Raw genomic sequence first — 24,712 nt, 5'->3', positions numbered from 1 at the left:
CATAGCCTCCAATCTAGTTTCTTCACGCTGGCGGTGTCATCAGGTAATAAACGCTCGCTAAGAAAACGAATGCTATTAACGCCGCCAAATAAGCTTTTTTAGCTGTGAAGTTTTGAGTTGTTTTAATGATTTTGACGCAAACCAGATACATCCATACAATCCCGGCTGCCAACAACAAATAAATCATCGGGTGACCATTTCCTGCACCTGCCAGGTACGGCGCACCCAGAAGACCTGGCAATAAAGCAACCGGTGCTGCTCTATTGATGTCCCTGAGCAGGCCTTTTCCACCAAGTCCCTTCGAACCTGCCCAAAGCAGTAAAGCCAAACCGATTTTTGTAATAAAAGCCATTAACAGCCCAAATAGGATGAAGATTGCCGGAACAATGAAGTTCTGCAGCAAAGCCGAATCAAAACTCGCTATGTATGAGGCATTTGACGCGATTGAAATCGCGCCATAGCCCAAACCAACGATGAGCAATACTAGATTGCTCATCAATTGGGTTTTCGGCAACTCTAAAAATGACCGAAAAGATGAATCATTCAAAGCAACCATTTTTCCGACCATTTTACTCACCCTTTCTTTCATTTCCTACATCCCCCAAGGCATTAGAGCCCATACGGCAATAGCAGCAGAAACGATTACCGTAACTCCGGCACCTACTGTACTGTTATAGCGATATGATTTAATGTCTTTCCATCCATGGATGCGTTCAATTAACTCTATATCCGATTGCTTAGTCAATTTTTTCTCAAGGCCCGGCATACGGTTTGTAATATAAGAAACAACAATCAGCAGAATAAAACTGATCGGTACAGCGAGCATTGCACCGGATAGGCCCATTCCATCAGTAACTCCATGGCCGGTCAAGACAATACTTGGGAACACGAATGGCGACACGATGATGTAGATCGCCCCACCGACGACTGAAGCCGCGATGGCTCCAAATTTATTGGCTTCTTTCCACCAGACACCGACAATGATCAACGGTGCATTCGTAACTCCCGCTAAACCGAATGCCCATAAAATACTGACAACCAGGAATGCCGGTGGTTCAATGGCCAGAAGGATACTGATCAGTCCACCTGCAAAGATAGCGACAAAGCCGATACGAAGGCTTAAGCGCTGAGGGATATTTGGCTTCAAGGTAGCGATGATGTCTTGTGAAATCAATGCACCGATCGCCAGTAAATTTCCGCTTAAAGTTGAAAGTCCCGCTGAGATTGCTCCAGCGATAACAAGTGCCGTCACCCATTCAGGGTTATAAACTAGATTGAGGATAATAGTTAATTTATCAGCATCGCCCTCTGAAATTGTCAGCCCTTGCGTAGCTGTCGCATAGACCCCGACAAAGCCCATTGCATAGGTCGCTGAAAACACCAATCCCAGTATAAAGGCGAACCAGACCATTGCTGAACGCGCACTTTTCAAATTGGAAGCCGTATAGACGCGCATTGCTAAGTGCGGAAGGCCCAAAGCGCCTATAGTCAAAGCTGGAATAATGGAGAAATACCATTTTGGCGAGAATTGGTAATCAAAGAATGTCGGCAAAGACTCCAGCATCGCCGGAACCATATCCGAATAGAACAAAGGCGGGAAATACCAGCCTTCCGCTCCAACCGCTTTCATAATTGCGCCAAGCGGAATGATGAACATCAAAGCGATAATGACCATTTGAATCGCGGCATTGTTCGTCGCTCCCGCCATGCCACCGATGGTGATATATCCAACAATAAGGATTCCGAATACAAAAAGTCCGGTTAAATAAGGAATACCCAATAAGGTTTCAAACGTAATAGCGATTCCAATCATCTGTCCCAATGCATACATGATAGAAACCAAAATCATGAAAAGAGCCGCAATGATGGAAGCCGTCACCCCATACCTGTCGCGAATAAAGTGAGTCGGAGAAAAAGCACCCATTCTGCGAAGGCTTGTTCCGTAAATGATGGTAATCAATGGAATTGCCAGAATCAGCTGAATCCACAGCATGATGAAAGGTACTTGCAGTTGAAGAATCAGCGCTGTGATGCCAAGGAATGTCGCCAAACTCATATAAGTTGCCGCCATCGCGAGACCATTGGTGAAAGCCCCAACATTTCCTCCGCCTATGTAAAGTTCCTTAGCTGATGCACTTTTCCGATTCGATATGTACCCAACGATATAAAACAATAAAAAAGTCGCTCCTACAACTGCTAAACCAAGAATTGGATTGGATAATTGCCAGTTTTGTGCTTCCATCATCTACACATCCTTTACTTCGTCGGAAACTCCGAGCGCACTGTTTTCGCTATCAATTTCATCATCAATGCGATTGCCGATTTTGCCGGCTACAATCGTTAGAAAGAATACCCCGAACCAACCCATAAGAATCGGCACAATGTACATAACCGGAAATCCGAATAACATGGCATCTACCGGAAAGATAGAAAAAATCAGTCCCACGTTCCCTACTAAAATAAAGGCGACTGTCATCCAAATTGTAAATTGAACTTCTTTTTTGTACGCTTTCATCGTATCCCCCATTTCAAAGATTTTTTTATTGTCCCCATCCCCTTACTGAGCGTCCGCTCAGTTTTGTATAAAATTACCCCCTTCTAATATTATGTAATAAATAACTCTCTTGATTGTAACCGCTTGCATAAAATCAAGTCAACTGAATTTTTTAACTATTTAAACTACTGTGATACCATTCCTTATCGTTGGTATAATCTTCTTTTTATTTACAAATAAATAAAAAGGATTAATAAAAACGCATAAAATATGTATTTCTTCAAATCAACATTTCATTTCTTTCTATTTCAAAATAATTTTATCAACTTGGATTCAATATTGTTAATTTTCTTTTTCTATTCAAATGTATAGTTATGCATTTTTTTCCAATACAAAACCCTTTAAGCATATAGCCGCTTAAAGGGATTCATGAATGATTTTACAGATTCGGTTTATCGTTTTCTTTGTCCATTTTCGCTTCAAGCTTTTCAAGCTGGCGTTTAGCGAATTCACGTCCACCTATACCAAAGGCAATGGCGAAAGCAACTGCCAGTCCGGCAATAATGAACAAGAATGCCAAGTTGACAATACTTGTTGCAAAGTTCAACTGATCAAGCGTCATAAATACGGCAATGATAATAATGGCGTATTTTACGATAGCTCCAAGGAAACGGTTTCCGGAAGCCTGTTTGATGTAATTGCCAAGAAGACTGCCTCCAATTAATCCAAGACCTAGGATAATCAGTGAACTGATAAGCAGCGGCAAGTACCCGATGATTGCATCACCGATCCCATTTAACACATCAAGCTGCAGAACGTTCATCGCTTCCACGGTAAAGAAGATAATGATGATCGCCTGTACTAATTTGCCAATAATATTTGCTATATCAAAACTTGGCGATTTGGTTTTGTCCGGATTCAAGTATGATGAGAACCGGTTGATGCCTGTGCCGTTTAATAGGCTGATCAACAAGTCTCCTATGAACTTAGCAATCAAGACCCCTACCAGAATCAAAATGATAGCTACAAAAATGTTTGGAATCATGTTTAGGACCTGATTGAGCATATTGACAATCGGTTCAGAGATAGATTGAATGTTTAAGGTCTCCAATGCAATCGTCAAAATTGGAATCAAGACGATGACAAAAACTACATTAGCTAAGACATTAGCCAAAGTCGACTTGTCACCAGCATCCATTCTTGTCGTTCCGGTCGAAGTGTTGCCTGTTTTGCTGGTGAATTTATTGAACCATTTATCAATATTCACAGCAGTCAAAAGACTGAAGACAAGATTTTTTACGAATTTCGCTACAAAATAGCCAATTACTAAAATGATGATAGCCATGAATAGATTCGGCAAGAACGCCAAAAGCTTGTCCATCATGTTGGAAATCGGTTGTGCTACGTTGTTCATATTCAGAGTCTGCAATACGCTCGGAATAAACAGAATAAAAATTAGGTAATAAAGAATTTTCCCTATGGAATCCAGCTTTCTATCCGCATCTTCTTTTGTTTTTGCCATATGGCCTTTGACCATGGCTCTGTCTGCCCCAGCTTTTTTCAAACCTTTAGTAAAAATCGCCCGTACAATCGTCGCTACAATCCAAGCAATCAATAATAATAATAATGCTCCTAAAACGTTTGGAATGTAGTCGATAATTGTGTTTCCGACTCCTCTAAAAGAATTGCCAACTTCGTTCATACACTCAACTCCTCTTTGTTTTTTTGTGTCCTGTCTATTATCCCCTCGCTTCACATTAACTAAACGCTTAAAACCAAACAAAAAAGCAAAGCCATCCATTTGCCGGATGGCTTGCTGTATGGACAATAAGAACTCGTTAAGCAGGGGAAAGCTTCTTTCTCCTGCCGATAGTCAGAACAATAATGCCGCATAGGAGCAGCATAACCCCTATCCAGGAAAGTCCACTTAATGCTTCCCCCACAACCAGCACCCCAAGTACTGCAGCTGTCAACGGTTCCGCTAACGATAAGGTGACCGCAGAAGATGACGGAATTTTTTTTAAGCCATAAGAAAATAATACATATGACAGACTCGTCGCACCGATACCTAAATATACGAGCAAAGCCGAATTTACCGGAACTATCGCATAAGACAAGTCAAAAAACAATAAAAACGGCAACAGGCAGCAGGCGCTCAGTGAAAAGATTACGGCTACAGCAGAAACGGTTTCCATAGTTTTGAGGACATTCTTACTGACGAGTGCATAAACGGCAAAAGAAAAACCGGCACCCAATGCCATAGCAATCCCCGCAGGATCCACCAACTGCTGACCCTTATTGGCAAACAGCAGCACGCAGCCGCCTAATGCCAATAAGGTGGCAATCCCCCACACCCGGTCCGGCTTTTTCTTCAACGCCACCCATTCGATCATTCCCGTTAATACGGGTGCACTGCCGATTGCGACGACAGTGCCGATGGCAATTCCAGTCAGTTGAACAGCTGAAAAGAATAAGGGTTGAAACAACGCCATGCTGATGGCGGAAAGAATGGCAGCGGGCCATGGAATTGACCGGACAGACAATTTTCTGGCAGCAAGAACAAAAAACAGCAGTGAAAAACCGCCTATTGCCAACCGGAACGCACCGATCGACAGCGGATGTGCTGTTCCCTCAAAAAAGGATTGGGCGGTTCCTGTTGTCCCCCATAAAACGGCTGCCAACAGCACCCACAAATAAGCTATGTAAGTCAAATTCAACACCTCTGATTTTCTATGTTTCCGCTATTAACATACCATGGCTCTAATGGTTTGAGATAGGGTTCTTCTTCTATTATAATAAAAGAAAAGAGGAGGGGATCTTATGTATATGACAGTCCAGGAAACTGCCGCTTTCTTATCCATGCCTGAAGAACAAGTTAACCGCTACGTATTAGAAGGCCGTATTCGCGCAGTCCATGATGGGGAACAATACATGATCAACACCTCTCAATTTGGAACGCATTTCCAGCAGTTGGAAGAGGCTAAACAAGCATTGGAAGAATGGCGTGCCATTCCTATTCCAGACGATGTGGACATCAAGGATGAAGACTGAGTGTGGTCAGCACCAAAAGCATCCGAGCCTGGACTGTAGTCCTGGCTCGGATGCTTTTTCGATAGAATTCAATCAACGTGTTAGTTCAGGCACTAGCAGGGTCTTTAGATTTTCTTCGATAAATCCACCCCATTTTTCAAACTCTACAAGAAAACCGTCATGGCCAAAATCCGTTTCGATCACTTGCCAGGTGGCATTTTTTTGTTTTTCAAGCCAAGGAATCATCAATTCAATTGGGTAAAGCAAATCATGGGTAAAGGATAAGGAATACACCGGAACATTCAGAACGGCATCTTGGATATCATGTGTGTTCATGGCTTTCAGCAGCAAAACATAGCTATTGGCATCAAAGCGAGCTGCCAACTTTTTTCCCTGATAATTCAAATAGGATTGCACATTGAATTCGGCGCCGTCTTTGGTGCGTCCAAAACGCTGATTGAACATATTGCCACTGCGATATGTGACCATACCAGCCATTCTCGCTACTTGAAATCCTTTAAGGGAAGCAGAACATTCATAGTTTCCCTTATCGAAATCTCGGTCAGTTTCGATTGCCTGGATGCCAATATGGTTAAACGCCAGACCATAATCACTGTAATATGGGGTAACAGCCAACGGAAAAATCGCATCAAGAAATTCCGGATATGATCTTCCCCACTCTAATGTCTTCATGCCTCCCAGTGAACCGCCTATTACTCCTGCCAAGTGATGAATCCCTAGTTTTTTCAACGCATAGTATTCAGCGCGAACCATATCACCTATCGTCAGTGTTGGGAAATCCGCGCGGTATGGCAAGCTTGTTTTCGGATTGATCGATAAGGGACCGGTCGATCCATGGCTCCCTCCCAATACGTTAAAGATGATCACTTGAAAAACAGCTGTATCCACCGGCTTACCCGGCCCAATTAATCCTGCCCACCATCCTGGATCCTCTTCAGTTCCCACTGCATGTTGATCTCCTGTTAATGCATGGCAAATCAGGATAGCTGGAGCGTTTTCATCCCCATGCCGTTCATATGCAAGTTCTACATCGTCAATAATTTTAGTAGAATCCAGGGTTAATGAGCCAATGGATACTGTCTTCATGAAAATCCCTCCTTATGCCTTCTCCAATACTGCTGCCTGTATCGCCTGCTCCAAATCGGCAATCAGATCTTCCGCGTTTTCCAAACCAACAGATAAACGGATCAACTCTTCCGTTACTCCAGATAATTTCAGTTCTTCTTCATTTAATTGTTGATGTGTCGTGGAAGCCGGATGAATGATCAGCGATTTAGCATCTCCCACATTGGCGACATGCGACCAAAGATTGACGCTGTCGATTACTTTACGTCCCGCTTCCCGACCGCCTTTGATACCAAAATTGATGATCGAGCCATAACCGTCATTCTTCAAGTATTTCTGAGCCAATTGGTGGGAAGGATGATCTTTGAATCCAATGAAATTCACCCATTCGACTTGAGGATGCTGCTGCAAATAATCCGCCACGATTTTAGCATTGCTGCTGTGTTTCGGAATTCGCAGATGCAAAGTCTCGAGTCCCTGAAGCAAAGCATGCGCACTGTCCGGACTTAGCGCAGGACCGAAGTCACGCAGCAGCTGAACACGAAGTTTAGTGGCAAATGCCGCATTCGGCACATCGATTCCATAACGCAGTCCGTGATACGATTCGTCAGGTTGTGTGTAATTCGGGAAGCGCGGGTTGTCCCAATTGAAATTTCCGGCATCTACTGCTACTCCCCCAATAGTTGTACCATGTCCGCCAATCCATTTAGTGGCGGAATGAATGACGACATCTGCCCCGAATTCAATTGGATTACTGCCGTACGGAGAGGCGAATGTGTTATCAATCAGCAACGGCAGCCCATTCTCGTGGGCAATTTCCGCTACTTTTTCCACATCGAAGACATTAAGGCTCGGATTGCCGATAATTTCACCGAAAATAACTTTCGTTTTATCTGTAATGGCCGACTTGAAATTTTCTGGATCTGTCGCATCGATAAATTTGGTCGTAATGCCGTATCGCGGCAATGTATTGGCAAATAAATTGTAAGTGCCGCCATATAGATTGCTGTCCGCCACAATTTCATCTCCAGCTTCAGCAATGTTCATAACGGAAAATGCAATGGCAGCCATTCCTGAAGACAATGCAACGGCAGCCGTACCGCCTTCCAGCAGCGCCACCCGCTGTTCAAAGACATCAACTGTTGGATTCATAATGCGCGAATAGATGTTACCCGTCTCTTTCAAAGCGAAAAGATCCTGTGCATGCTGCGCATCCTTGAAAACATAAGAAGTGGTCCGATAAACCGGTACCCCTCGTGATCCAGTTGTTGGATCCGCTTGCTGTCCGCCGTGCAGTAATAAAGTTTCTGGTTTTAAGTTTGTCATTTTCCATTCCTCCTGTTTTTTTAAAGATTTATAATGACAAAGAGGACAGCAAAAAGCCCTCTTCGCTAAGAAGAGGGCCGTAAATTACGGAGTTTCCTCCTCTCATCTGTCAGAACCCATAAATCGATTCTGTAGGAATTAGCACCTTTCCAGACATATAGTGTCTGTTGGTTGCTGGGCATCACAGGGCCTATCCCTCCGCCACTCTTGATAAGAGTATTTGATTTGGTTTTTCATCTTGTTGAGAAGTATAAAAACTTTGGTCGCCTTTGTCAAGTATATAATTCAAAAAATTTTGAAACCTTGTCTTTCTTCAAACGTTATCTTTTATTGTAGAGGAGGAATCAAGTATGTTTATTTGGGTTTTGCTATTATTTCTAATTGGCTATGGTATCGGCTGTTTTCATGGATCCCTTGCAGCGCAGGCTCTATCAGGGGTGAATGTTAAAAAAGAAGGCGTAAAAAATTCCGGTGCTTCCAATGCAGCTATTGTGTTGGGCTGGAAATACGGTTTACTTGTGGCTTTTATTGATATCTTTAAAGGTTTTGCCACTGTGGCAGTTTTGCGTTATCTATTAGCATCCGCTGCATTTTCACCTGAAATGATTTGGGCTCTACTATTTGTGGCAGGTGCCGGTGTGGTGTTTGGCCATAATTTTCCATTCTATATGAATTTCAATGGCGGCAAAGGCACTGCTTCCGTTATTGGAGTCATGCTGGCACTTGACTGGAAGCTTGGACTGGTCGGATTGCTTTTGTTGATCGGTGTTTCCCTGGCCACAAATTACTTGGTCATTGGCGTACTTGTCTTATATGCTGTTTATTTTATCATCGCTTTTGGACCCGCTGTTGGCCCCTGGCCCTTGCTGACAGCCACTGCACTGTTTGCAATGGCTGTCTGGAAGCATAGCGAAAACATTATTCGAATAAAAAATGGCAATGAAAACAAAGTCTCTTCTGTCTTCCGGAAGAAACCTTCAAAACCTGTTTAATACTGAAATTAGCACGAATATTTCTTTAGATTTTAAGTTTGTGAAATTTTTCTCATGATATATCTTGACTTTTTTCATATTTCACCATAAAGTAGGAATCACGAATCGAATAGCATACATTACTTTCTTATCAAGAGAAACCGAGGGACAGGCCCTAAGACGTTTCGGCAGCAGATTTGTTTAACCGCAAAAACTGTGCCAACTCCTGCAAATGCAAAAGCGCATTTGGAAGATGAGAATTAGATGGTTTCAACAGAGCCTTCTTTTTCTTATTGACAAGAAAAAGAAGGCTCTTTTTTGCCTATTATCTCAAATGTATTTGAGGCTTCGTCGATTTAACAAGATCCACTACAGCATGAGGAGGCTCAATCACCATGATTCAATTTGAAGGCGTCGCCAAGACCTATCAATCGGGAAAACAAGAAATTCACGCCTTGAACGGTATCGATCTGACCGTTGAAACAGGCGAGATATATGGAGTCATCGGCTTCAGCGGAGCTGGTAAAAGTTCATTGATCCGCACCGTAAATCTGCTAGAACGTCCTTCTGCAGGACGGGTACTGATTCAAGGACAGGATATTTCCACTTTGTCCAGCAAAGAAATTCGCACTATCCGAAAAGACATCGGCATGATTTTCCAGCATTTCAATTTGCTGAATTCTAAAACGGTTTACCACAACGTAGCAATGCCGCTGCTGCTGGCTAAGACGCCTAAAAGCGACATTGACAAACAAGTAAAAAATCTGCTCGACTTTGTTGGCCTTGCAGATCAAGCGCAAAAATATCCGGATCAGCTGTCGGGTGGACAGAAACAGCGGATTGGCATTGCCCGGGCACTAGCCACTAATCCATCGGTTCTGTTATGTGATGAAGCGACGTCAGCTCTCGATCCCCAAACGACTAAATCGATTTTGGACCTGCTTCGCAAAATCAATAAAGAATACAATATCACCATTCTGCTCATCACTCATGAGATGGGTGTCATTCGGGAAATCTGTGATAAAGTAGCCGTGCTCGAAGCAGGAAAAGTCATCGAACAAGGCAGTGTATTCGATATTTTCTCCAATCCGCAGCAGCCTACAACCAAACGCTTTGTCCGCTCTGTCATGAATGATGAATTACCCGAGTCCTTGCTGGCTCAAATCCAAGCTGCCAAGAGCGACAATGCCATCTATCGCCTGCAATTTACCGGAACTTCCGTCGGCAAACCGTTTATGTCACGTGTATCACGTGATTTTAATGTTGATCTCAACGTACTGTTCGGCAACATTACCGAGTTGCAAGGTGTTCCCTACGGCAACCTGATCGTCGAATTTTCAGGCGTTCCAAGTGAAATTGAACTGGCTTTATCCTCTATCCGGGACAGCGATATACACATAGAGGAGGTCAATAATTATGTCAGTTAACTACGAACAGATTTTAGAAGCTTTATGGGAAACGGTCTATATGACCGGCGCCGCTTTCGGATTTTCCTTATTGATCGGCTTTCCACTCGGTATCCTGCTGGTGGTGACACGCAAAGGACATTTGCTGGAAAGTGAACCAATTTCAAAAGTGCTGAACGTTGTCATTAATATTTTCCGATCCGTTCCTTTTATCATTTTAATGGTCGCTATTATCCCATTGACGCGTCTGATTGTGGGAACCTCGATTGGTACAGCAGCTGCCATTGTTCCATTGGTCTTCTACGCCGGACCATATATAGCTCGGTTAATCGAGAACTCTTTATTGGAAGTCGATAAAGGGGTAATCGAGGCCGCACAAGCTATGGGCGCATCGCCCATGCAGATTATTTTCCGCTTCCTGATTCCGGAGGCTTTAAGCTCACTTGTTCTTGCTCTGACAATAGCCATGGTCGGCTTAATTGGTGCATCTGCAATGGCAGGCGCTATCGGAGGAGGCGGCTTGGGAGACTTAGCTATCACTTATGGCTACCAGCGATTTGATACTCTCGTCATGTTCATTACAGTTGCGATTCTGGTCGTACTGGTCCAAGGAGTTCAATCACTCGGAAACGTATTGTCACGAACAGTGAGACGCAGTTGACAAGAAAAGCGCAAGCGCCCAAAAGCAGAAGCTAACCTAAGAGCGCGACTTCCTGTCGCAACGGTTAGCTAACCCGCATCCTGCGGGCCCTCGACGGGCATAAGACGCGCTGGCGAAGCCTAGAAAACAATGAAAAGCGCAAGCGACCATGCAGTTTTGCCTGGCATGGAGAAAAAATTAGTACTAAATAAAATAAACACAGAAAACCGGAGGAATTAATCATGAAAAAAATTACAGCAACAGTATTACTATCACTATCAGCATTAACGTTAGCAGCTTGCGGAGACGATAGCAGTTCAGGCGATACTACAAAAGTGACGCTTGGCATCAGCGGTTCCGACACGACCATCTGGGATTACATCGCCGATAAAGCCGAAGCTGAAGGGATTGATTTGGAGATTCAAACCTTCTCCGATTATGTAGCACCGAACCTTGCGCTTGCCGAAGGTGAACTGGACTTAAATGCCTTCCAGACGATATCTTATTTTGACGAATTTGTCGCAGAGCATAACATCGATATCGTGCCAATCGGCTCCACTGTCATTGCACCGATGGGCTTGTATTCCGACAAGTACGAATCCATTGATGAAATTCCTGAAGGTTCACAGATCGCAATGCCAAATGAAGCAACCAATATGGGGCGCGCTCTTTTATTGCTTGATGAAGCAGGACTGATCACTCTTTCTGAAGATGCCGGACTTACAGGAACAGCAGCAGATATCGTCGATAATCCGAAAAACATTGAAATTATGCCGATGGTCTCAGGCCACACACCGCGTGCTATGCCCGATGTTGCCGCTTCAGTTATCAACAACGGCGTTGCAGTGGACGCCGGCTTGAATCCAACTGATGACCCGATTGCACGAGAAAGTGAGACAGCGAAACCATATATTAATTTGATTGCTGCAAGTGCTGAAGAGGCAGATAACGAAGCATACCAGAAAATCGTTGAATTATATCAGGAAGAAGACACTGCTGAGTTTATTATCGAACACACAAAAGGCGGTCAGATTCCTACAGTTGTCTCCGTTGAAGAATTAGTTGATTATCAATAAGACTCTAAGGGAATTCCGATGACCTTTATCAAAGAAGCAGCCGAGGTCCTTACCAGTCGATCAATTCTTGGCGCTTCGTATCTATCGAAACGAGCCAGGTCATCCAAGAAAACAGTATAATTAAGAGAACGATGTCCTGAAAAGGGCATCGTTCTTTCTATTTACTAAGGGACAACGCCTTTCGATGACTTTGCGCCTAATTTTCACCATTTTCCCACTTCGTGTTAAAATATGACTATATAAGTTACACTTTTCATATTGAGCTCCTGATTCGTTGATTACGATTATCTGTACGAGGTGTATCGAATATTGATCAGGCTGGTGCTATTGACGAATGCAAAATGGCATAAGCATAGTATGGAACAGATTGGCTTATACAGAATTTACTCTAGGGGGATTTATACATGTTGGAGACTTTGATTGAGCGGCTCGTCCGTTATGCAAAAATCGATACACAATCAGATTTTAACAATACCACCACTCCTTCCACTGCCGGACAGTGGGATCTGCTCCGCGAATTGGAACAGGAAATGAACAGCATCGGTCTGATCGATGTCGGCATGGACGAATCCGGTTATTTATTCGGGACACTCCCTGCCAATACGGAGCGGGAAATTCCGGTCATCGGCTTTTTGGCGCATGTTGATACTGCAACTGACTTTACTGGAAAAAACGTCAATCCGAAGCGCGTCAACAATTATGACGGCCAGGACATCCCTTTGAGTGACAGCGTTACGATGACGGTATCTGATTTTCCTGCCCTCAAAAATTACGTTGGCCACACTTTGATAACTACAGACGGAACAACACTTCTTGGTGCAGACAATAAAGCCGGTATTGCTGAAATTATGACAGCTATGGAATACTTGAATGCCCATCCTGAAATCGAACACGGAAATATCCGTGTGGCTTTTACTCCGGATGAAGAAATCGGCCGTGGTCCCCATAAATTCGATGTAGAACGCTTTGGTGCAAAGTATGCTTATACGATGGACGGCGGCCCTCTTGGCGAATTGCAGTACGAAAGCTTTAATGCAGCCAGCGGCAAATTGACTGTCCAAGGAAAAAGCGTCCATCCCGGCTCCGCAAAAGACAAGATGGTCAATGCCCAAACCGTCGCTATTCAGTTCCAACAGGAAATGCCAAAAGACGAAGTTCCTGAATTGACGGAGAACTACGAAGGCTTCATTCATTTGAATAATTTTATCGGCAATGTTGAAACAGCGGAATTAACCTATATCATCCGTGATTTTGATAAAGACAAGTTTGAAAACAAGAAGCAGCATATGAAAGCTGTTGCCGAAAAACTACAGCAACAATATGGCGAACAGGCGATCCACTTGGAAATTGAAGATCAGTATTATAATATGCGTGAAAAAATTGAACCTGTCATGGAGATTGTCGACAATGCGGAACGTGCAATGATTGCGCTTGGCATCGAGCCTCAAATTGTTCCTGTTCGCGGCGGTACGGATGGCTCCCAATTATCGTATATGGGGCTTCCAACACCGAACATCTTTACAGGCGGGGAAAATTACCACGGGAAATACGAATTCATCTCAGCTGAAAATATGGAAAAAGCAACACAGGTCATTATTGAAATTGTAAAATCTGCTAAATAACTCACGAAAAAAGACGTATCGGACACGAGTCCGATACGTCTTTTCGCTTTAAATAATACTTCTTCCATTCTGCGCAAGTGCATAATGAATGCCATGCTGCAAGGTTTGGAAGCACTGGAATTTCGATAGGTCAATGGCTGACTCCGTGATCGTCATGCTCATTTTCGCTGAAATTCCCACCAATATGGTTTGAGTGCCAATCATCGATGAAGTCAATCCCAGTTTCTCAATCAGCATAGCTGCATGCTGAGTAAAATTATTGTTCAGTCCTGTCAGATCCAAAATTAAATATTTAGCTTTGTGCTTTGGCATGTTCTGCAAAGTTTTCACTAATAGCTCTTCCGCACGCGCTTCATCGTAGGTACCCAACAGAGGAACCACGACAATGTCTTCCAGCACCGGGATCAAAGGAGATGAAATCTCTTTGATCATTTCATTCAGTTCCCGTGTTTTTTCATCCACCAGACGCTCAAGTTCGTTGATTTTCTCCGCTTCTTTTAAACGCGACAATTGATGGATATTCTTTTCAATTGTCTCTTCAGAAGGGAAATACTGAATGACGCTTTCTTCAAAGCCATCCAATTGGTGATGGACGACTTTATACCAGATGTTTTCTTTAAACAGTGATGTAAAGATTCCAGCATAATGGGAAGGCAGGAAGCTGCCGCCCTGCTGCTTCTCTTGAGCTACATTGATTATGTGCTCCCAGCTATTTTTTAAATGCACCTCAAGTGTATGTGCATCTTCATCCAATTCTTTAATTTCCGCTAATCCCCATCCTGCTGAGGCATATGTATTGGTAATCAGTTGAGCAGCCTCAGCGATAGAGACACCCTTCATACCTTGAAAATATTCACCTACTACGAGTCCTTGGCGAAATCCTGTAGATTCCAGCACGACATTCGCCGCGTCTTGACCCGAGATTTCTTCTATGGAATCAAAAAACATTTTCATTGCGGATGCTGTCCAAAAAAGAACAGCTTCCTGTCCTTCAAACAAGAAACGACCTTCAGCCAAATCCCATTCAAACTCCAAACCGCCAACTGTTATTGCTGATTTCGTATTCATTCTGCAACTCCTTTCGTTCACTGGCTCTATTTTATCATATCTATTGTATACCCTATTAATTAAAGGCTAATTTTTTGTTGCTTACAATGATACGAGCAATAGGTTCTTCCCCTTTTCATCATACAGGAAACTACATTGAGCTTCATGTTTTAAATATTTTTATAAAAGGAATACAAGTAACAACACAAAAAAGGAAGAGGTGCTTTGCATGTCAGACAAAAGACCATTTAAAGAGGAAGACCGCAACATTAGCGACGGCGGTCCTATGGATAACCCTGAGCAGTACAAAACTGATAAAAAGACCCTTACAGAAATGCATAAAGAGGAAATGACTGTAGATACTATTCCAATGGAAGATTTGAAACAGGAAAAGCAGGAAGAGCAAAATAAGCGTGCCACCAAAGACAATTCTTCAAGCGAAGAAAAATTTCCTGAGTGATCAGTGTGAATTTTCATAAAAGTAAATGCTTTTAAAAAAGACCGCCGAGGCTATCCTCAGCGGTTTTTATGTGCTATGATTTTCGTTTGAACAGGAGTGAAAGAAAATGAAAAACTGGATTTATCCACTTATGGTTGTCATAGCCGCAAGCAGTTATGGAGTTCTCTCGACCATTATAAAAGTGGCAATGAAAAATGGATTTACTGCTGCAGAAGCAGTGACCGCCCAATACTTTATAGGGTTCGCATTAGCGGCTCTTTTATTTTTTGCAACGCAACGCAGATTCCCTAGAATCAAAGGATGGAAAATATTAGTGCTTTCCGGCACTTCGACAGCTGTTACCGGCATGGTTTATGCCCATTCACTCAATTATCTCCCTGCTTCATTGGCTGTAGTGCTATTGTTCCAATTTACGTGGATCGGCATGTTCCTTGATTGCATCGTCAATCGCAGATGGCTGAAGCGTACAGAAGTTTTATCATTGATCTTATTATTTGCAGGGACTTTGTTTGCTGCTGGCATTATCGGAACGGACCTGAGTGGTATCCCATGGCAAGGATGGGCTTGGGGAATTGGCGCTGCCTTTTGCTTTTCGGCGTTCATGTTCGTCAATGGACAGCAGATTGAAGGCATGGATACTTCAGCCCGTTTATTTTACGTATCGTTTTTTGCAGCCATCGTAGTCGGTCTGTTCCAAACACCGGAGATTGTCTGGAACGGCCAATTATTTAGTGAAGGTCTATGGATTTTTGGACTGTTGCTTGGCCTTTTCGGAATTATTACACCTATCTACTTTTTCTCCATCGCCGTGCCACGTGTCGGATCCGGGCTTGCCTCTATTTTAAGCGCAATGGAATTGCCCGTTGCCGTCATCGCATCGGTCATTATTTTGAACGAAGCATTAACTCCTCTTCAAGTAGGCGGAATCTTCATTATCTTAATTGGTATGGTGCTGCCGAGTATATTTAATCGGACACCCAAAATAGTCCAACAAATTTAAGGCCTGCTCCCCAGCAGGTCTTTTATGTTTAGTACAGATTTAAAAAGGAATAGATAAGTACAAACATAAAAGGAGTGGTATGGATGAATCAGGAAGAAGTAAAAAAAGCGGCATTAAAAATATTAGAGGATAGTTATGTGGGGACTTTAGCAACGATTAAAGAGAATAAACCCCATTCACGCTATATGACTTTCTTTAATGATGATTTCACATTATACACAGCCACCAGCAAAAAAACGCGAAAAGTTGATGAATTGGAAGCCAATCCGCATGCCCATATTCTTCTGGGATACGAAGGCGAAGGAGTCGGCGATACATTCCTTGAAATTGAAGGCACCATGTCTTTAAATGACGATCGCGAAATGATCAACAAAGTTTGGAACGAACACTTAGAAGGCTGGTTTGAAGGACCGGATGATCCGAACCTAATCATTTTGGCCATCAAACCCGATAGAGTGCGCTTAATGAATAGAAAAGGTCAAGAGCCGCAAACGCTCGAATTGTAAATACAAAAACGGCTCAAACTTGAGCCGTTTTTGTGTTCTTTTTATGTCTGCAAGATTTCGCGAAGCCCTTCCTTATTGAACAAAAGGTCTTCAAGCGTGTACTCATCCAATACCGTCAAATAAGCATGGAGTGCCTTGCCCAATATGCCTCTCAATCCACAAATAGGTGAAATCGGGCAGCGGTTAGTGGCCGAGTCAAAGCATTCAACCAAATGAAAGTCATCTTCCATCCTTCTGACCACAGTGCCCACATTGATGTTATGAGGAGAGTCGGCTAGGCGAATTCCACCGCCTCTGCCTCGGACCGTATGGATAAAACCGGCTTTTCCCAGTTCAAATGTAACTTTTGTTAAATGATTCTTGGATATATTATATGCTTCAGAAATTTCTTGTATTGTCGTTAGCTTGTCTGGTTCCTTGGTGCCTAAATAAATCAAAACACGTAATGAGAAGTCTGTATACATGGTCAATCTCATTCTTTTCACCTCTTCTGCATGTTCATTATAGCGGCTTTTCAGGAAGTTCGAAAGCAATTGAACCTGAAGATCTTATCAAGAAAAGGAGTAGATTAATATGTTATCAGAAGAAACTCGTACAATTATTAAATCCACCGTTCCCGTCTTGGAAGAGCACGGCGTTTCCATTACAACTCACTTTTATAAGAATCTTTTTGAAGCACATCCGGAATTGCTGAATATTTTCAATCACGCTAACCAGGCACAGGGCCGTCAACAGACCGCATTGGCCAAAGCTGTCTATGCAGCGGCAGTCCATATCGATGACCTTGGAGAAATTCTTCCTGCGGTTGTCCAGATTGCCCATAAGCACGTGAGTCTTGGCGTTTTGCCGGAACATTACCCAATTGTCGGCGAGTATTTGCTGAAAGCGATGAAGGAAGTTTTGGGCGATGCGGCTACGGATGAAATCATCGAAGCTTGGGATGAGGCCTATGGGGTCATTGCTGACGCTTTTATCGGTGTTGAAAAAAACATGTATAAAAAACAAACTAAGCAGGAAAATGGCTGGAATTTCTTCAAAGACTTTATTGTCGCCCGGAAAGTGAAGGAAAGCGAAGTCATCACTTCCTTCTATTTGAAACCAAAAGACGGATTCAATGTTCCCCCTTATACACCTGGCCAATACATTTCAGTCCGGCTGTCCATGCCTGGAGAAGATTTTTTAGTGATCCGGCAATACAGCTTATCTCAAGCACCTAAGCCAGATGAATTCCGCATTTCGGTTAAACGGGAAAACGACAACGATCCAAATGGCGTCGTTTCCAACTATCTGCACAGCAGCATCAATGAAGGCGATCGGATTGAAGTCAGCGCTCCTGCTGGTGTTTTTGTCCTCGATACAACGAAAACAACCCCCATTGCGTTTATCAGCGGCGGTGTCGGCATCACGCCGATGATGAGCATGTTTGAAACAGTGGCGAACACTACACCCGGGCGTCCGACCACTTTCCTGCATGGCGCCCGAAATCCACTGCAGCAGGCTTTCGATGAAGACATTCAGTCTTATGCAATGATGATGGACGATGCCCGCTACAAGACCGTCTACTCAGATGAACCGAACGGTTTTATTACCCGGGAAATGCTCGAGGAATACGTTGATCCAACCAGTGACGTTTATGTCTGCGGACCAGCTCCCTTCATGGAAATCATGATTCGCGAGCTGAACGGCATGGGCATCCCGGAAGAACAGATTCACTATGAGTTCTTCGGTCCTGCTATGGACTTGAATACAAAGCATTAATAGAAGGTTTTTATGCCCGGCATGTGCCGGGTTTTTTTATTTGCCGATTTCAAAATGCAGGCGGGAAGTATCCCTATTGAATTGGAAAGTATTTAGACGAGTTTAGAAAGTATTCCAGCCCAGTCAGAAAGTATTTGCTCTAATTCGGAAAGCATCGCCAATTAATGGAATAAAATCTTCTCCTTTAGAGAGTATCTTGCCACTGATTCTAAACAGCTGCTTCCATTTTCTTTGTTGTGACTTTTCTGTGAAGTCAATTATGTCTAAATTTTAAAGATGTATTTTAAATATATCTTTAAGCAAAATGGAAGAGTATAGTCAAAGTATAGAAAACAAAAGGAGAGATTGATCATGTTATCACAAGAAACAAGAACAATTATTAAATCCACAGTACCAGTTTTAGAACAGCACGGAACGGCGATTACGACTGTATTCTACAAAAATATGTTTGAAGCGCATCCTGAACTTTTAAATATCTTTAATCACGCTAACCAGAAAAAAGGCCGCCAGCAGGCTGCATTGGCAAACACGGTTTATGCGGCAGCTGTCCACATCGACAATCTGGAAGCCATTCTTCCAGCAGTAGTACAAATTGCCAACAAACACGTGAGTTTGGGGATAAAACCTGAACATTATCCAATCGTTGGAGAATATTTGTTAAAAGCAATCAAAGAAGTATTGGGTGATGCAGCAACTGATGACATCATCAATGCTTGGGCAGAAGCATACGGCGTCATCGCAGATGCTTTCATCAGTGTTGAAAAAGATATGTATGAAAAAATGGAAACACAGGAAAACGGCTGGAGCTTCTTTAAAGACTTCACCATTGTCCGTAAAGAGAAAGAAAGCGAAAATATTACTTCTTTCTATTTGAAACCAGTAGATGGCAAAAATGTTCCTGCTTATCAGCCTGGTCAATACATTTCTGTACGCATGTCAATTCCAGGCGAACAGTATTTATTCAATCGCCAGTATAGTCTTTCTCAAGCAGCTCAAGATGATGAGTTCCGTATTTCCGTAAAACGCGATGCAGATAATGACCCGAACGGCCGGGTATCCGTTTACCTTCATGATGAAATGAACGTAGGCGACCGCTTTGAAGTCAGCGCACCTGCAGGTGAATTTGTTCTCGACGCTGAAAAAGTTACACCTGTGGCTTTCGTGAGCGGCGGTGTCGGCATCACGCCTATGATGAGCATGTTCGAAACTGTTGCCACCTTGACGCCGGAACGTCCGACAGTCTTCCTTCACGCTGCGCGCAATGAATCTCTGCACGCCTTCGACAAGGATATTCAGAAATACATTGAGGTTATGGACAATGCAAACTACAAAACGCTTTATTCCGATCAACCTCAAGGCTATATTACACGTGCAGTTCTGGAAGAATACATTGATGTCACAGGAGATGTCTATGTATGTGGTCCTGTGCCTTTCATGGAAACCATCATTCAGGAACTGCGTGCACTTGGTATAAAAGAAGAGCAGATTCATTTCGAGTTCTTCGGTCCAGCCGTTGCTCTTCAAACCGCTTAATTTCATTAATGCTCGCCGCCTGCTGATGACTTTTTTATGAAGTTTGCCGCTAAAAAACAGAAAGGACCCGCCATTCCGGCAGGTCCTTTCGTCATTTATTTCATTTTTCTAAGCAAATAAAGCAGATACGGTGTTCCGATTAAAGCGACAACCAAGCCACTTGGGATATCTTTTGGCGCAATTAGAATACGTCCGACAAAGTCGGCGGTGACCAGCAGCAGTCCACCCAGCAAACCGGAAGCCAGCATCAGCGGCAGATGCCGGAACCCGACCAGACGTCGGGCAATATGAGGCGCCACTAGTCCGACAAATCCGATAGTGCCGACAATTGATACAGCCACCGTTGAAATGGCGACACCGATAATCAGTGCCCACACACGCGTTGAACGGATATTCAATCCCAATCCTGCGGCAACATCGTCTCCGAAAGTCAGGGTATCCAAACTGCGTGTCAGGTAGATAGCTGGCCAAATGAAGATGGCCAATAGGATCAAGGAAAATTGCACATCATCCCAAGTCTTGCCATAAGTGCTTCCCGACAGCCATACTAAGGCACTTGCGACTGCCAGCTTCGCTTTGACAATAAAGACCTGTGTCGCTGCCGAACCGAATGCCGAAATGGCGATGCCCATCAAGGCAACCAGCATCGGCTGGAAGTTATTCTTCCAGGCTGTCACCAAGATAATGCCAAGCGCCAACGCTGCACCGACCGTTGCACCGATCGGCATAAATTCAGGCGGTATGGAAGGAAACAGAACCAGCAGCAGCATCGCTCCTGCTCCCGCCATTGAAGTAACACCCAGGACACTGGCATCTGCCAGTGGATTACGCAGTACACCTTGGAGAATGACACCCGTGATCGCCAGCATGACTCCTACAATAAAGGAAGTTAAGACCCGAGGCACCCGGAAATTCCAGACCACCGTTTCCGTCCAAGCAAATGTCCATGCAGTGCCATTAAAGCTCAGTGCCATAATGGTGATCCCTGCGATTATTACCAATAATACAGGAACTATCAGCTTTAATCTGACAGGTTTTGTCGTGCCGCCCATTTGACGCTCCCCGCGCTTCATGGATTTGGCTGTCCGCCATGCCAGATACAAAAGCCAGGGACCGCCTACCAATGCCGTCATGGCACCGACCGGTACTTCCTGTCCAGGCTGAATCAATCGGCCCAACACGTCCGCACCGACCAAAAAGACGCTTCCCCATATAAAGGAATGTGTGAAAATTTGAAGATGTCCTCTAATGCCCATCATGCGCACAATATGCGGTGCCATCAGGCCGATGAAACCAATTGGTCCGACGACACTGACGGTCGCAGCCGCCAGGACAATGGCAACTCCCCAAGCAGCCAGTTTGACCAAGCGTACATTTTGACCAAGAGAAGATGCAATATCTTCTCCTAATGATAAAATATCCATGGGTTTTGCCAGCAATAATGCAAACAGAAACATCAGAAGAATAACTGGTGCTGCAAATTTGACGCCTTCCCAGTTTAATTGGACCAAAGTTCCGGATCCCCACAAGAACAGTCCATTTGTCTGATTTTCAAATAATAATTGCAGCGCTCCCGTGATGGAAGCAAACAGCAGCGAGATGATCATGCCCGTCAATGCTACCCGGACAGGCTCCATTTGCTTGCCAGCGAGACCGACAACCAATAAAGAAGAAAGCACAGCACCTAAAAGAGCTGTAACAAATGGTAGAGCCCCGATCAATCCCGGAAAAAATATTGTAGAAAGAACTACGAAAAAAAATGCGCCCGCATTAATTCCGAGTGTACCTGGAGAAGCCAAAGGATTATTGGTCAAGGTTTGCAGGACCGCACCCGAAACCGCTAAAGCACCTCCGGCCAACAAACCCATGGCAAGACGCGGCAAACGGAAAGAAACCACTATATCTTGGATACGCCCTTCTGTCCAAACGCCTGTCAGTAGTTCCGAAACCGTGTATTCAGCCTGGCCCTGTGTCAGGTGAATTGCAGATAACACAATAAGCAGGAAAAAGCCCGCTGTCAAAGAGACAGTGGACTTATTGAATAGTTTTCGGAGCATTAGTCAGCCACCAGCACATCGGTGATTTGGTTCATCAATGTTTCAGCAGATAACGGACCTCCATACAGCCAAGTATCCGCACCTAAATCATACGTACGTCCTTCTTTAACAAACGCCAGGTTTTCCCATACCGGATTTCCGTTTAGCTGGTTTTCATAAATATTATCTTCTTCCGGCACTGTGTAAAGGTAGTTGGCATCTTCATATTTCACAAGTCCCTCTACATTGAACGTACTCGATCCAAATATTTCAAACTGATCCGGTTGATGGACATTGTTCAAACCAATGCGCTCCAAAATGATGGAAGCCATAGAATTCGGTGTGAAGACCCGAATTTCAGGAGCTTGTTCACCTGAATAAGCAAGCGTTAAGATAACGTCTTTTGTTTTCAAATCAGCTGCTTCAATTTCAGCCGCTTTTTCTTCGTATTGCGTTTCGAGGTCAGCCAAGACTTTTTCACCTTCTGAAGTCTTGCCTACCGCTTTTGCAATTTCAAGGAAAGTTGTTTCCATTTCCTGATACAGATCGATGCTCTCATCTTCTGGATAGGGATTGAAGATCACTGTTGGGGCAATCGTTTCCAATTGTTCAATCATGGCATCATGTCGGAAACTTACACCGATAATCAAATCCGGTTCCAATGCAGCAATCGCTTCAAGGTTCGGTTCCTGGCGACCGCCAACATCGACAACCGTTTCATCTAATTGCGGTTCAATATTTACGTAATCTCCATAAGCCTCAATATCGGCCATTCCTGCTGGTTGCACGCCTACTGCCAAAAGATCTTCTGCATAAGTCCATTCCAGAACCACCACTTTTTTGGCTGGTGCATCCAATGTCACTTCGCCATTGGTGCCTTGAATTGTTACGGGTTCCGATTCTTCCGCTGGCGCTGCTGCTTCTTCTTCAGTTGATGAACATGCCGCTAATATAAGTAAAAGTAAAGCTGCTATTGCCAATAATAATCGCTTTTTCATTCTATTATCCCCCAAAATGTTTGATAATGATTCTCAATACGTTTTCATTTTAGGTCTATCTGTCACATTTGTAAAGCCTTTTCTAAAAAACGTAGTGAAAATAGTTCTCATTTAATAAGAATTTATGCTATAGTTACGGTAATGAAAATCCTATCAATGAGAATTATAGTTAAAGATATGGAGGAATTGCAGAATGACAATAGCCGTCAAAACTAACGACTTGTCAATTGGATATACTGATAACTTACTTTTTGAAAACCTGAACTTATCGATTCCGCGCGGCGAAATTTCGGTATTTGTCGGCAGCAACGGCTGCGGCAAATCTACCCTTCTTCGCTCGATTGCGCGTTTACTTAAACCTCAAGAAGGTTCTATATTATTGGAAGGCAAAGAAGTTCATCATATGTCTTCTCGTGAAGTCGCGAAAAAAATGGGCATCCTCCCCCAATCCCCTGTTTCGCCAGAAGGGCTGACGGTTCACGATTTAGTCAAACAAGGTCGTTATCCACATCAATCCTGGCTGAAGCGCTGGACTGAAGAAGATACGGAAAAAGTGGAAGCCGCTATGAAAGCGACACGTGTTGACGAATTCCGTGATAAACCTGTAGATGAATTATCAGGCGGCCAAAGACAGCGTGCCTGGATCGCTATGACTCTTGCCCAAGATACTGAAATTATTCTATTGGATGAACCGACGACTTATTTGGATATGACGCACCAAATCGAAATTTTGGATTTGCTGTTTGAACTGAACGAAACTCAAGGACGCACAATCATTATGGTTCTGCATGACTTGAACTTAGCATCCCGTTATGCACATAACATCATTGCCATCAAAGATGGGGATGTGTTCGGGCAGGGAACACCTGAAAATGTCATCAATTGCGATCTGGTTCGTTCTGTATTCGGCATGGAATGCCAAGTCTCAAAGGATCCATTATTCGGTACACCTCATTGTGTTCCATTCGGTAGAGGACGTTGCATCATTCCAGAAATCAGACAGGTATTAAGCGGCGCGCAATAATGGAAAAACTGGAACTTTTTCAAGTGCACCTCCAACCAAATGCCGATGGATTTATGAGCTTATCCGAAAGTATGGATAACCGTACCCTTGAACTGATTGAGAAAGTCATTCGCCAATCTGGAGCACCAACTGAAGCCGTCGCATCGTCGATCTTCATGCGGCGCTTCGGTTTTTTTATTTCCGCTCAGCTTCATTTATTGGCCCATCACCAAATATGGGCAGGGCCCCTCAGCCATGTCTATTTGACCGAAGCCGAGTATGGTATCTCTTTTAAAATAGATGAAAAATGGCTAAGGCCCCGCCAGGATGGCGATTTGGAAATGGTATTGAAAGATTACGCAATGCCCGTAGTAGAAGCTTTTCGAAAAGTCGGCCCTGTCTCTAAGCTGGTACTTTGGGAAAACATCTGGGGCTATGTAACTTGGATGTACGGCATGGAAGAGTCATTGCAGGCACAGCAGGACATCGAGACTTTAATGACAGACGCATTCTGGCAGCCCGAAATGCGCAAATCGCATTTCAAGCAGTTTTTAGGCGGTTGCAGCCTGGAACAATCAAAAGCTGAATACAAACGCATCACCTGCTGCCTGTACAAAGAATTGCCTGAAACCGATAAATGCCCATACTGCCCTTTACGAAAGTAAACGTCCTGCTATTGCGCAGGACGTTTTTGTTTCAGTGACTAATATATTGAATCAG

The 24,712-nt window shown here is 43.7% G+C and carries 24 protein-coding genes and 2 riboswitches; of the genes, 13 read left to right on the top strand and 11 right to left on the bottom strand.

Annotation, left to right across the window (positions count from 1 at the left end):
* Positions 1-22 precede the first annotated feature (22 nt).
* The 5 genes from FQV26_RS03310 to FQV26_RS03290 all read right to left on the bottom strand — a co-directional run bounded on the left by FQV26_RS03310 (position 23) and on the right by FQV26_RS03290 (position 5,205).
* Positions 23-589, bottom strand: a complete 567-nt coding sequence (locus tag FQV26_RS03310) for a YIP1 family protein (protein ID WP_146555945.1) — start codon at positions 587-589, stop codon at positions 23-25.
* Between the two features lie 3 nt (positions 590-592).
* Positions 593-2,242: a solute symporter family protein gene (locus tag FQV26_RS03305; RefSeq protein WP_146557753.1), complete on the bottom strand. Its 1,650-nt coding sequence runs from the start codon at positions 2,240-2,242 to the stop codon at positions 593-595.
* A 3-nt stretch (positions 2,243-2,245) separates the two neighbouring features.
* Complete coding sequence (locus tag FQV26_RS03300) at positions 2,246-2,515, bottom strand: hypothetical protein (protein ID WP_146555944.1); 270 nt, start codon at positions 2,513-2,515, stop codon at positions 2,246-2,248.
* A gap of 418 nt (positions 2,516-2,933) precedes the next feature.
* Positions 2,934-4,196 carry a mechanosensitive ion channel gene (locus FQV26_RS03295; protein ID WP_146555943.1) on the bottom strand — a complete coding sequence of 421 codons (1,263 nt, stop codon included), beginning with the start codon at positions 4,194-4,196 and terminating at the stop codon, positions 2,934-2,936.
* Between the two features lie 136 nt (positions 4,197-4,332).
* The gene (locus tag FQV26_RS03290) at positions 4,333-5,205 is read right to left on the bottom strand and encodes a DMT family transporter (RefSeq protein ID WP_146555942.1); all 873 of its coding nucleotides are present in this window, start codon (positions 5,203-5,205) and stop codon (positions 4,333-4,335) included.
* Between the two features lie 109 nt (positions 5,206-5,314).
* Between FQV26_RS03290 and FQV26_RS03285 the strand changes: the two genes are divergently transcribed.
* Positions 5,315-5,545: a helix-turn-helix domain-containing protein gene (locus tag FQV26_RS03285; protein ID WP_146555941.1), complete on the top strand. Its 231-nt coding sequence runs from the start codon at positions 5,315-5,317 to the stop codon at positions 5,543-5,545.
* Between the two features lie 72 nt (positions 5,546-5,617).
* Here the strand turns inward: FQV26_RS03285 and metX are convergent, their stop codons facing one another.
* Positions 5,618-6,631 (bottom strand): homoserine O-acetyltransferase MetX, encoded by a 1,014-nt coding sequence (gene metX / locus FQV26_RS03280; protein WP_146555940.1) that lies wholly within the window; start codon positions 6,629-6,631, stop codon positions 5,618-5,620.
* Positions 6,632-6,643: 12 nt separating this feature from the next.
* Positions 6,644-7,936 carry an O-acetylhomoserine aminocarboxypropyltransferase/cysteine synthase family protein gene (locus FQV26_RS03275; protein ID WP_146555939.1) on the bottom strand — a complete coding sequence of 431 codons (1,293 nt, stop codon included), beginning with the start codon at positions 7,934-7,936 and terminating at the stop codon, positions 6,644-6,646.
* Between the two features lie 99 nt (positions 7,937-8,035).
* A riboswitch (SAM riboswitch) is annotated at positions 8,036-8,153 on the bottom strand.
* A gap of 133 nt (positions 8,154-8,286) precedes the next feature.
* Between FQV26_RS03275 and FQV26_RS03270 the strand changes: the two genes are divergently transcribed.
* The 5 genes from FQV26_RS03270 to pepT all read left to right on the top strand — a co-directional run bounded on the left by FQV26_RS03270 (position 8,287) and on the right by pepT (position 13,651).
* Complete coding sequence (locus FQV26_RS03270; protein ID WP_146555938.1) at positions 8,287-8,928, top strand: glycerol-3-phosphate acyltransferase; 642 nt, start codon at positions 8,287-8,289, stop codon at positions 8,926-8,928.
* A 124-nt stretch (positions 8,929-9,052) separates the two neighbouring features.
* Positions 9,053-9,167: riboswitch (SAM riboswitch) on the top strand.
* 135 nt (positions 9,168-9,302) lie between these two features.
* Positions 9,303-10,334, top strand: a complete 1,032-nt coding sequence (locus FQV26_RS03265; protein WP_146555937.1) for a methionine ABC transporter ATP-binding protein — start codon at positions 9,303-9,305, stop codon at positions 10,332-10,334.
* On the top strand, positions 10,324-10,974 hold the full coding sequence (locus FQV26_RS03260; RefSeq protein ID WP_146555936.1) for a methionine ABC transporter permease: 651 nt from the start codon (positions 10,324-10,326) through the stop codon (positions 10,972-10,974). The genes FQV26_RS03265 and FQV26_RS03260 overlap by 11 nt, the downstream gene beginning before the upstream one ends.
* Positions 10,975-11,195: 221 nt before the next feature.
* Complete coding sequence (locus FQV26_RS03255; protein ID WP_146555935.1) at positions 11,196-12,029, top strand: MetQ/NlpA family ABC transporter substrate-binding protein; 834 nt, start codon at positions 11,196-11,198, stop codon at positions 12,027-12,029.
* A 404-nt stretch (positions 12,030-12,433) separates the two neighbouring features.
* The gene (gene pepT / locus FQV26_RS03250) at positions 12,434-13,651 is read left to right on the top strand and encodes a peptidase T (protein WP_146555934.1); all 1,218 of its coding nucleotides are present in this window, start codon (positions 12,434-12,436) and stop codon (positions 13,649-13,651) included.
* Positions 13,652-13,699: 48 nt separating this feature from the next.
* Here the strand turns inward: pepT and FQV26_RS03245 are convergent, their stop codons facing one another.
* On the bottom strand, positions 13,700-14,719 hold the full coding sequence (locus tag FQV26_RS03245; RefSeq protein WP_146555933.1) for an STAS domain-containing protein: 1,020 nt from the start codon (positions 14,717-14,719) through the stop codon (positions 13,700-13,702).
* Between the two features lie 208 nt (positions 14,720-14,927).
* Here FQV26_RS03245 and FQV26_RS03240 point away from each other — a divergent pair, with 208 nt between their 5' ends.
* From FQV26_RS03240 to FQV26_RS03230, 3 genes are all read left to right on the top strand, one after another.
* Positions 14,928-15,158 carry a hypothetical protein gene (locus FQV26_RS03240; RefSeq protein ID WP_146555932.1) on the top strand — a complete coding sequence of 77 codons (231 nt, stop codon included), beginning with the start codon at positions 14,928-14,930 and terminating at the stop codon, positions 15,156-15,158.
* Positions 15,159-15,264: 106 nt separating this feature from the next.
* The gene (locus FQV26_RS03235; RefSeq protein WP_146555931.1) at positions 15,265-16,158 is read left to right on the top strand and encodes an EamA family transporter; all 894 of its coding nucleotides are present in this window, start codon (positions 15,265-15,267) and stop codon (positions 16,156-16,158) included.
* Positions 16,159-16,241: 83 nt separating this feature from the next.
* On the top strand, positions 16,242-16,664 hold the full coding sequence (locus FQV26_RS03230) for a pyridoxamine 5'-phosphate oxidase family protein (RefSeq protein ID WP_146555930.1): 423 nt from the start codon (positions 16,242-16,244) through the stop codon (positions 16,662-16,664).
* 41 nt (positions 16,665-16,705) lie between these two features.
* Here FQV26_RS03230 and FQV26_RS03225 read toward each other — a convergent pair whose 3' ends face one another.
* On the bottom strand, positions 16,706-17,140 hold the full coding sequence (locus FQV26_RS03225; RefSeq protein WP_146555929.1) for an RrF2 family transcriptional regulator: 435 nt from the start codon (positions 17,138-17,140) through the stop codon (positions 16,706-16,708).
* Between the two features lie 97 nt (positions 17,141-17,237).
* On the opposite strand from FQV26_RS03225, the gene hmpA (FQV26_RS03220) reads away from it, so the two are divergent.
* The gene (gene hmpA / locus FQV26_RS03220; protein ID WP_146555928.1) at positions 17,238-18,422 is read left to right on the top strand and encodes an NO-inducible flavohemoprotein; all 1,185 of its coding nucleotides are present in this window, start codon (positions 17,238-17,240) and stop codon (positions 18,420-18,422) included.
* 351 nt (positions 18,423-18,773) lie between these two features.
* A complete protein-coding gene (gene hmpA, locus FQV26_RS03215) occupies positions 18,774-19,955 on the top strand; it encodes an NO-inducible flavohemoprotein (RefSeq protein ID WP_146555927.1) in 1,182 nt (393 codons plus the stop codon).
* 95 nt (positions 19,956-20,050) lie between these two features.
* On the opposite strand, the gene FQV26_RS03210 is transcribed toward hmpA (FQV26_RS03215), so the two are convergent.
* Together FQV26_RS03210 and FQV26_RS03205 are read right to left on the bottom strand one after the other, a co-directional pair.
* Entirely contained in the window at positions 20,051-22,012 is a 1,962-nt protein-coding gene (locus FQV26_RS03210; RefSeq protein ID WP_146555926.1) for an iron ABC transporter permease, read from the bottom strand.
* Positions 22,012-22,989 carry an ABC transporter substrate-binding protein gene (locus tag FQV26_RS03205; protein ID WP_146555924.1) on the bottom strand — a complete coding sequence of 326 codons (978 nt, stop codon included), beginning with the start codon at positions 22,987-22,989 and terminating at the stop codon, positions 22,012-22,014. The genes FQV26_RS03210 and FQV26_RS03205 overlap by 1 nt, the downstream gene beginning before the upstream one ends.
* Positions 22,990-23,182: 193 nt before the next feature.
* Between FQV26_RS03205 and FQV26_RS03200 the strand changes: the two genes are divergently transcribed.
* Positions 23,183-24,013: an ABC transporter ATP-binding protein gene (locus tag FQV26_RS03200; RefSeq protein ID WP_146555923.1), complete on the top strand. Its 831-nt coding sequence runs from the start codon at positions 23,183-23,185 to the stop codon at positions 24,011-24,013.
* Positions 24,013-24,657, top strand: a complete 645-nt coding sequence (locus tag FQV26_RS03195) for a hypothetical protein (protein WP_146555922.1) — start codon at positions 24,013-24,015, stop codon at positions 24,655-24,657. The genes FQV26_RS03200 and FQV26_RS03195 overlap by 1 nt, the downstream gene beginning before the upstream one ends.
* The last annotated feature ends 55 nt before the right edge of the window (positions 24,658-24,712 follow it).

Origin of the sequence: Planococcus sp. CPCC 101016, assembly GCF_007859295.1 — a bacterium.
Classification (GTDB): domain Bacteria; phylum Bacillota; class Bacilli; order Bacillales_A; family Planococcaceae; genus Planococcus.
Note: the sequence above shows the minus strand (reverse complement) of the source record. Positions and strands in the feature narration are given on the sequence as shown.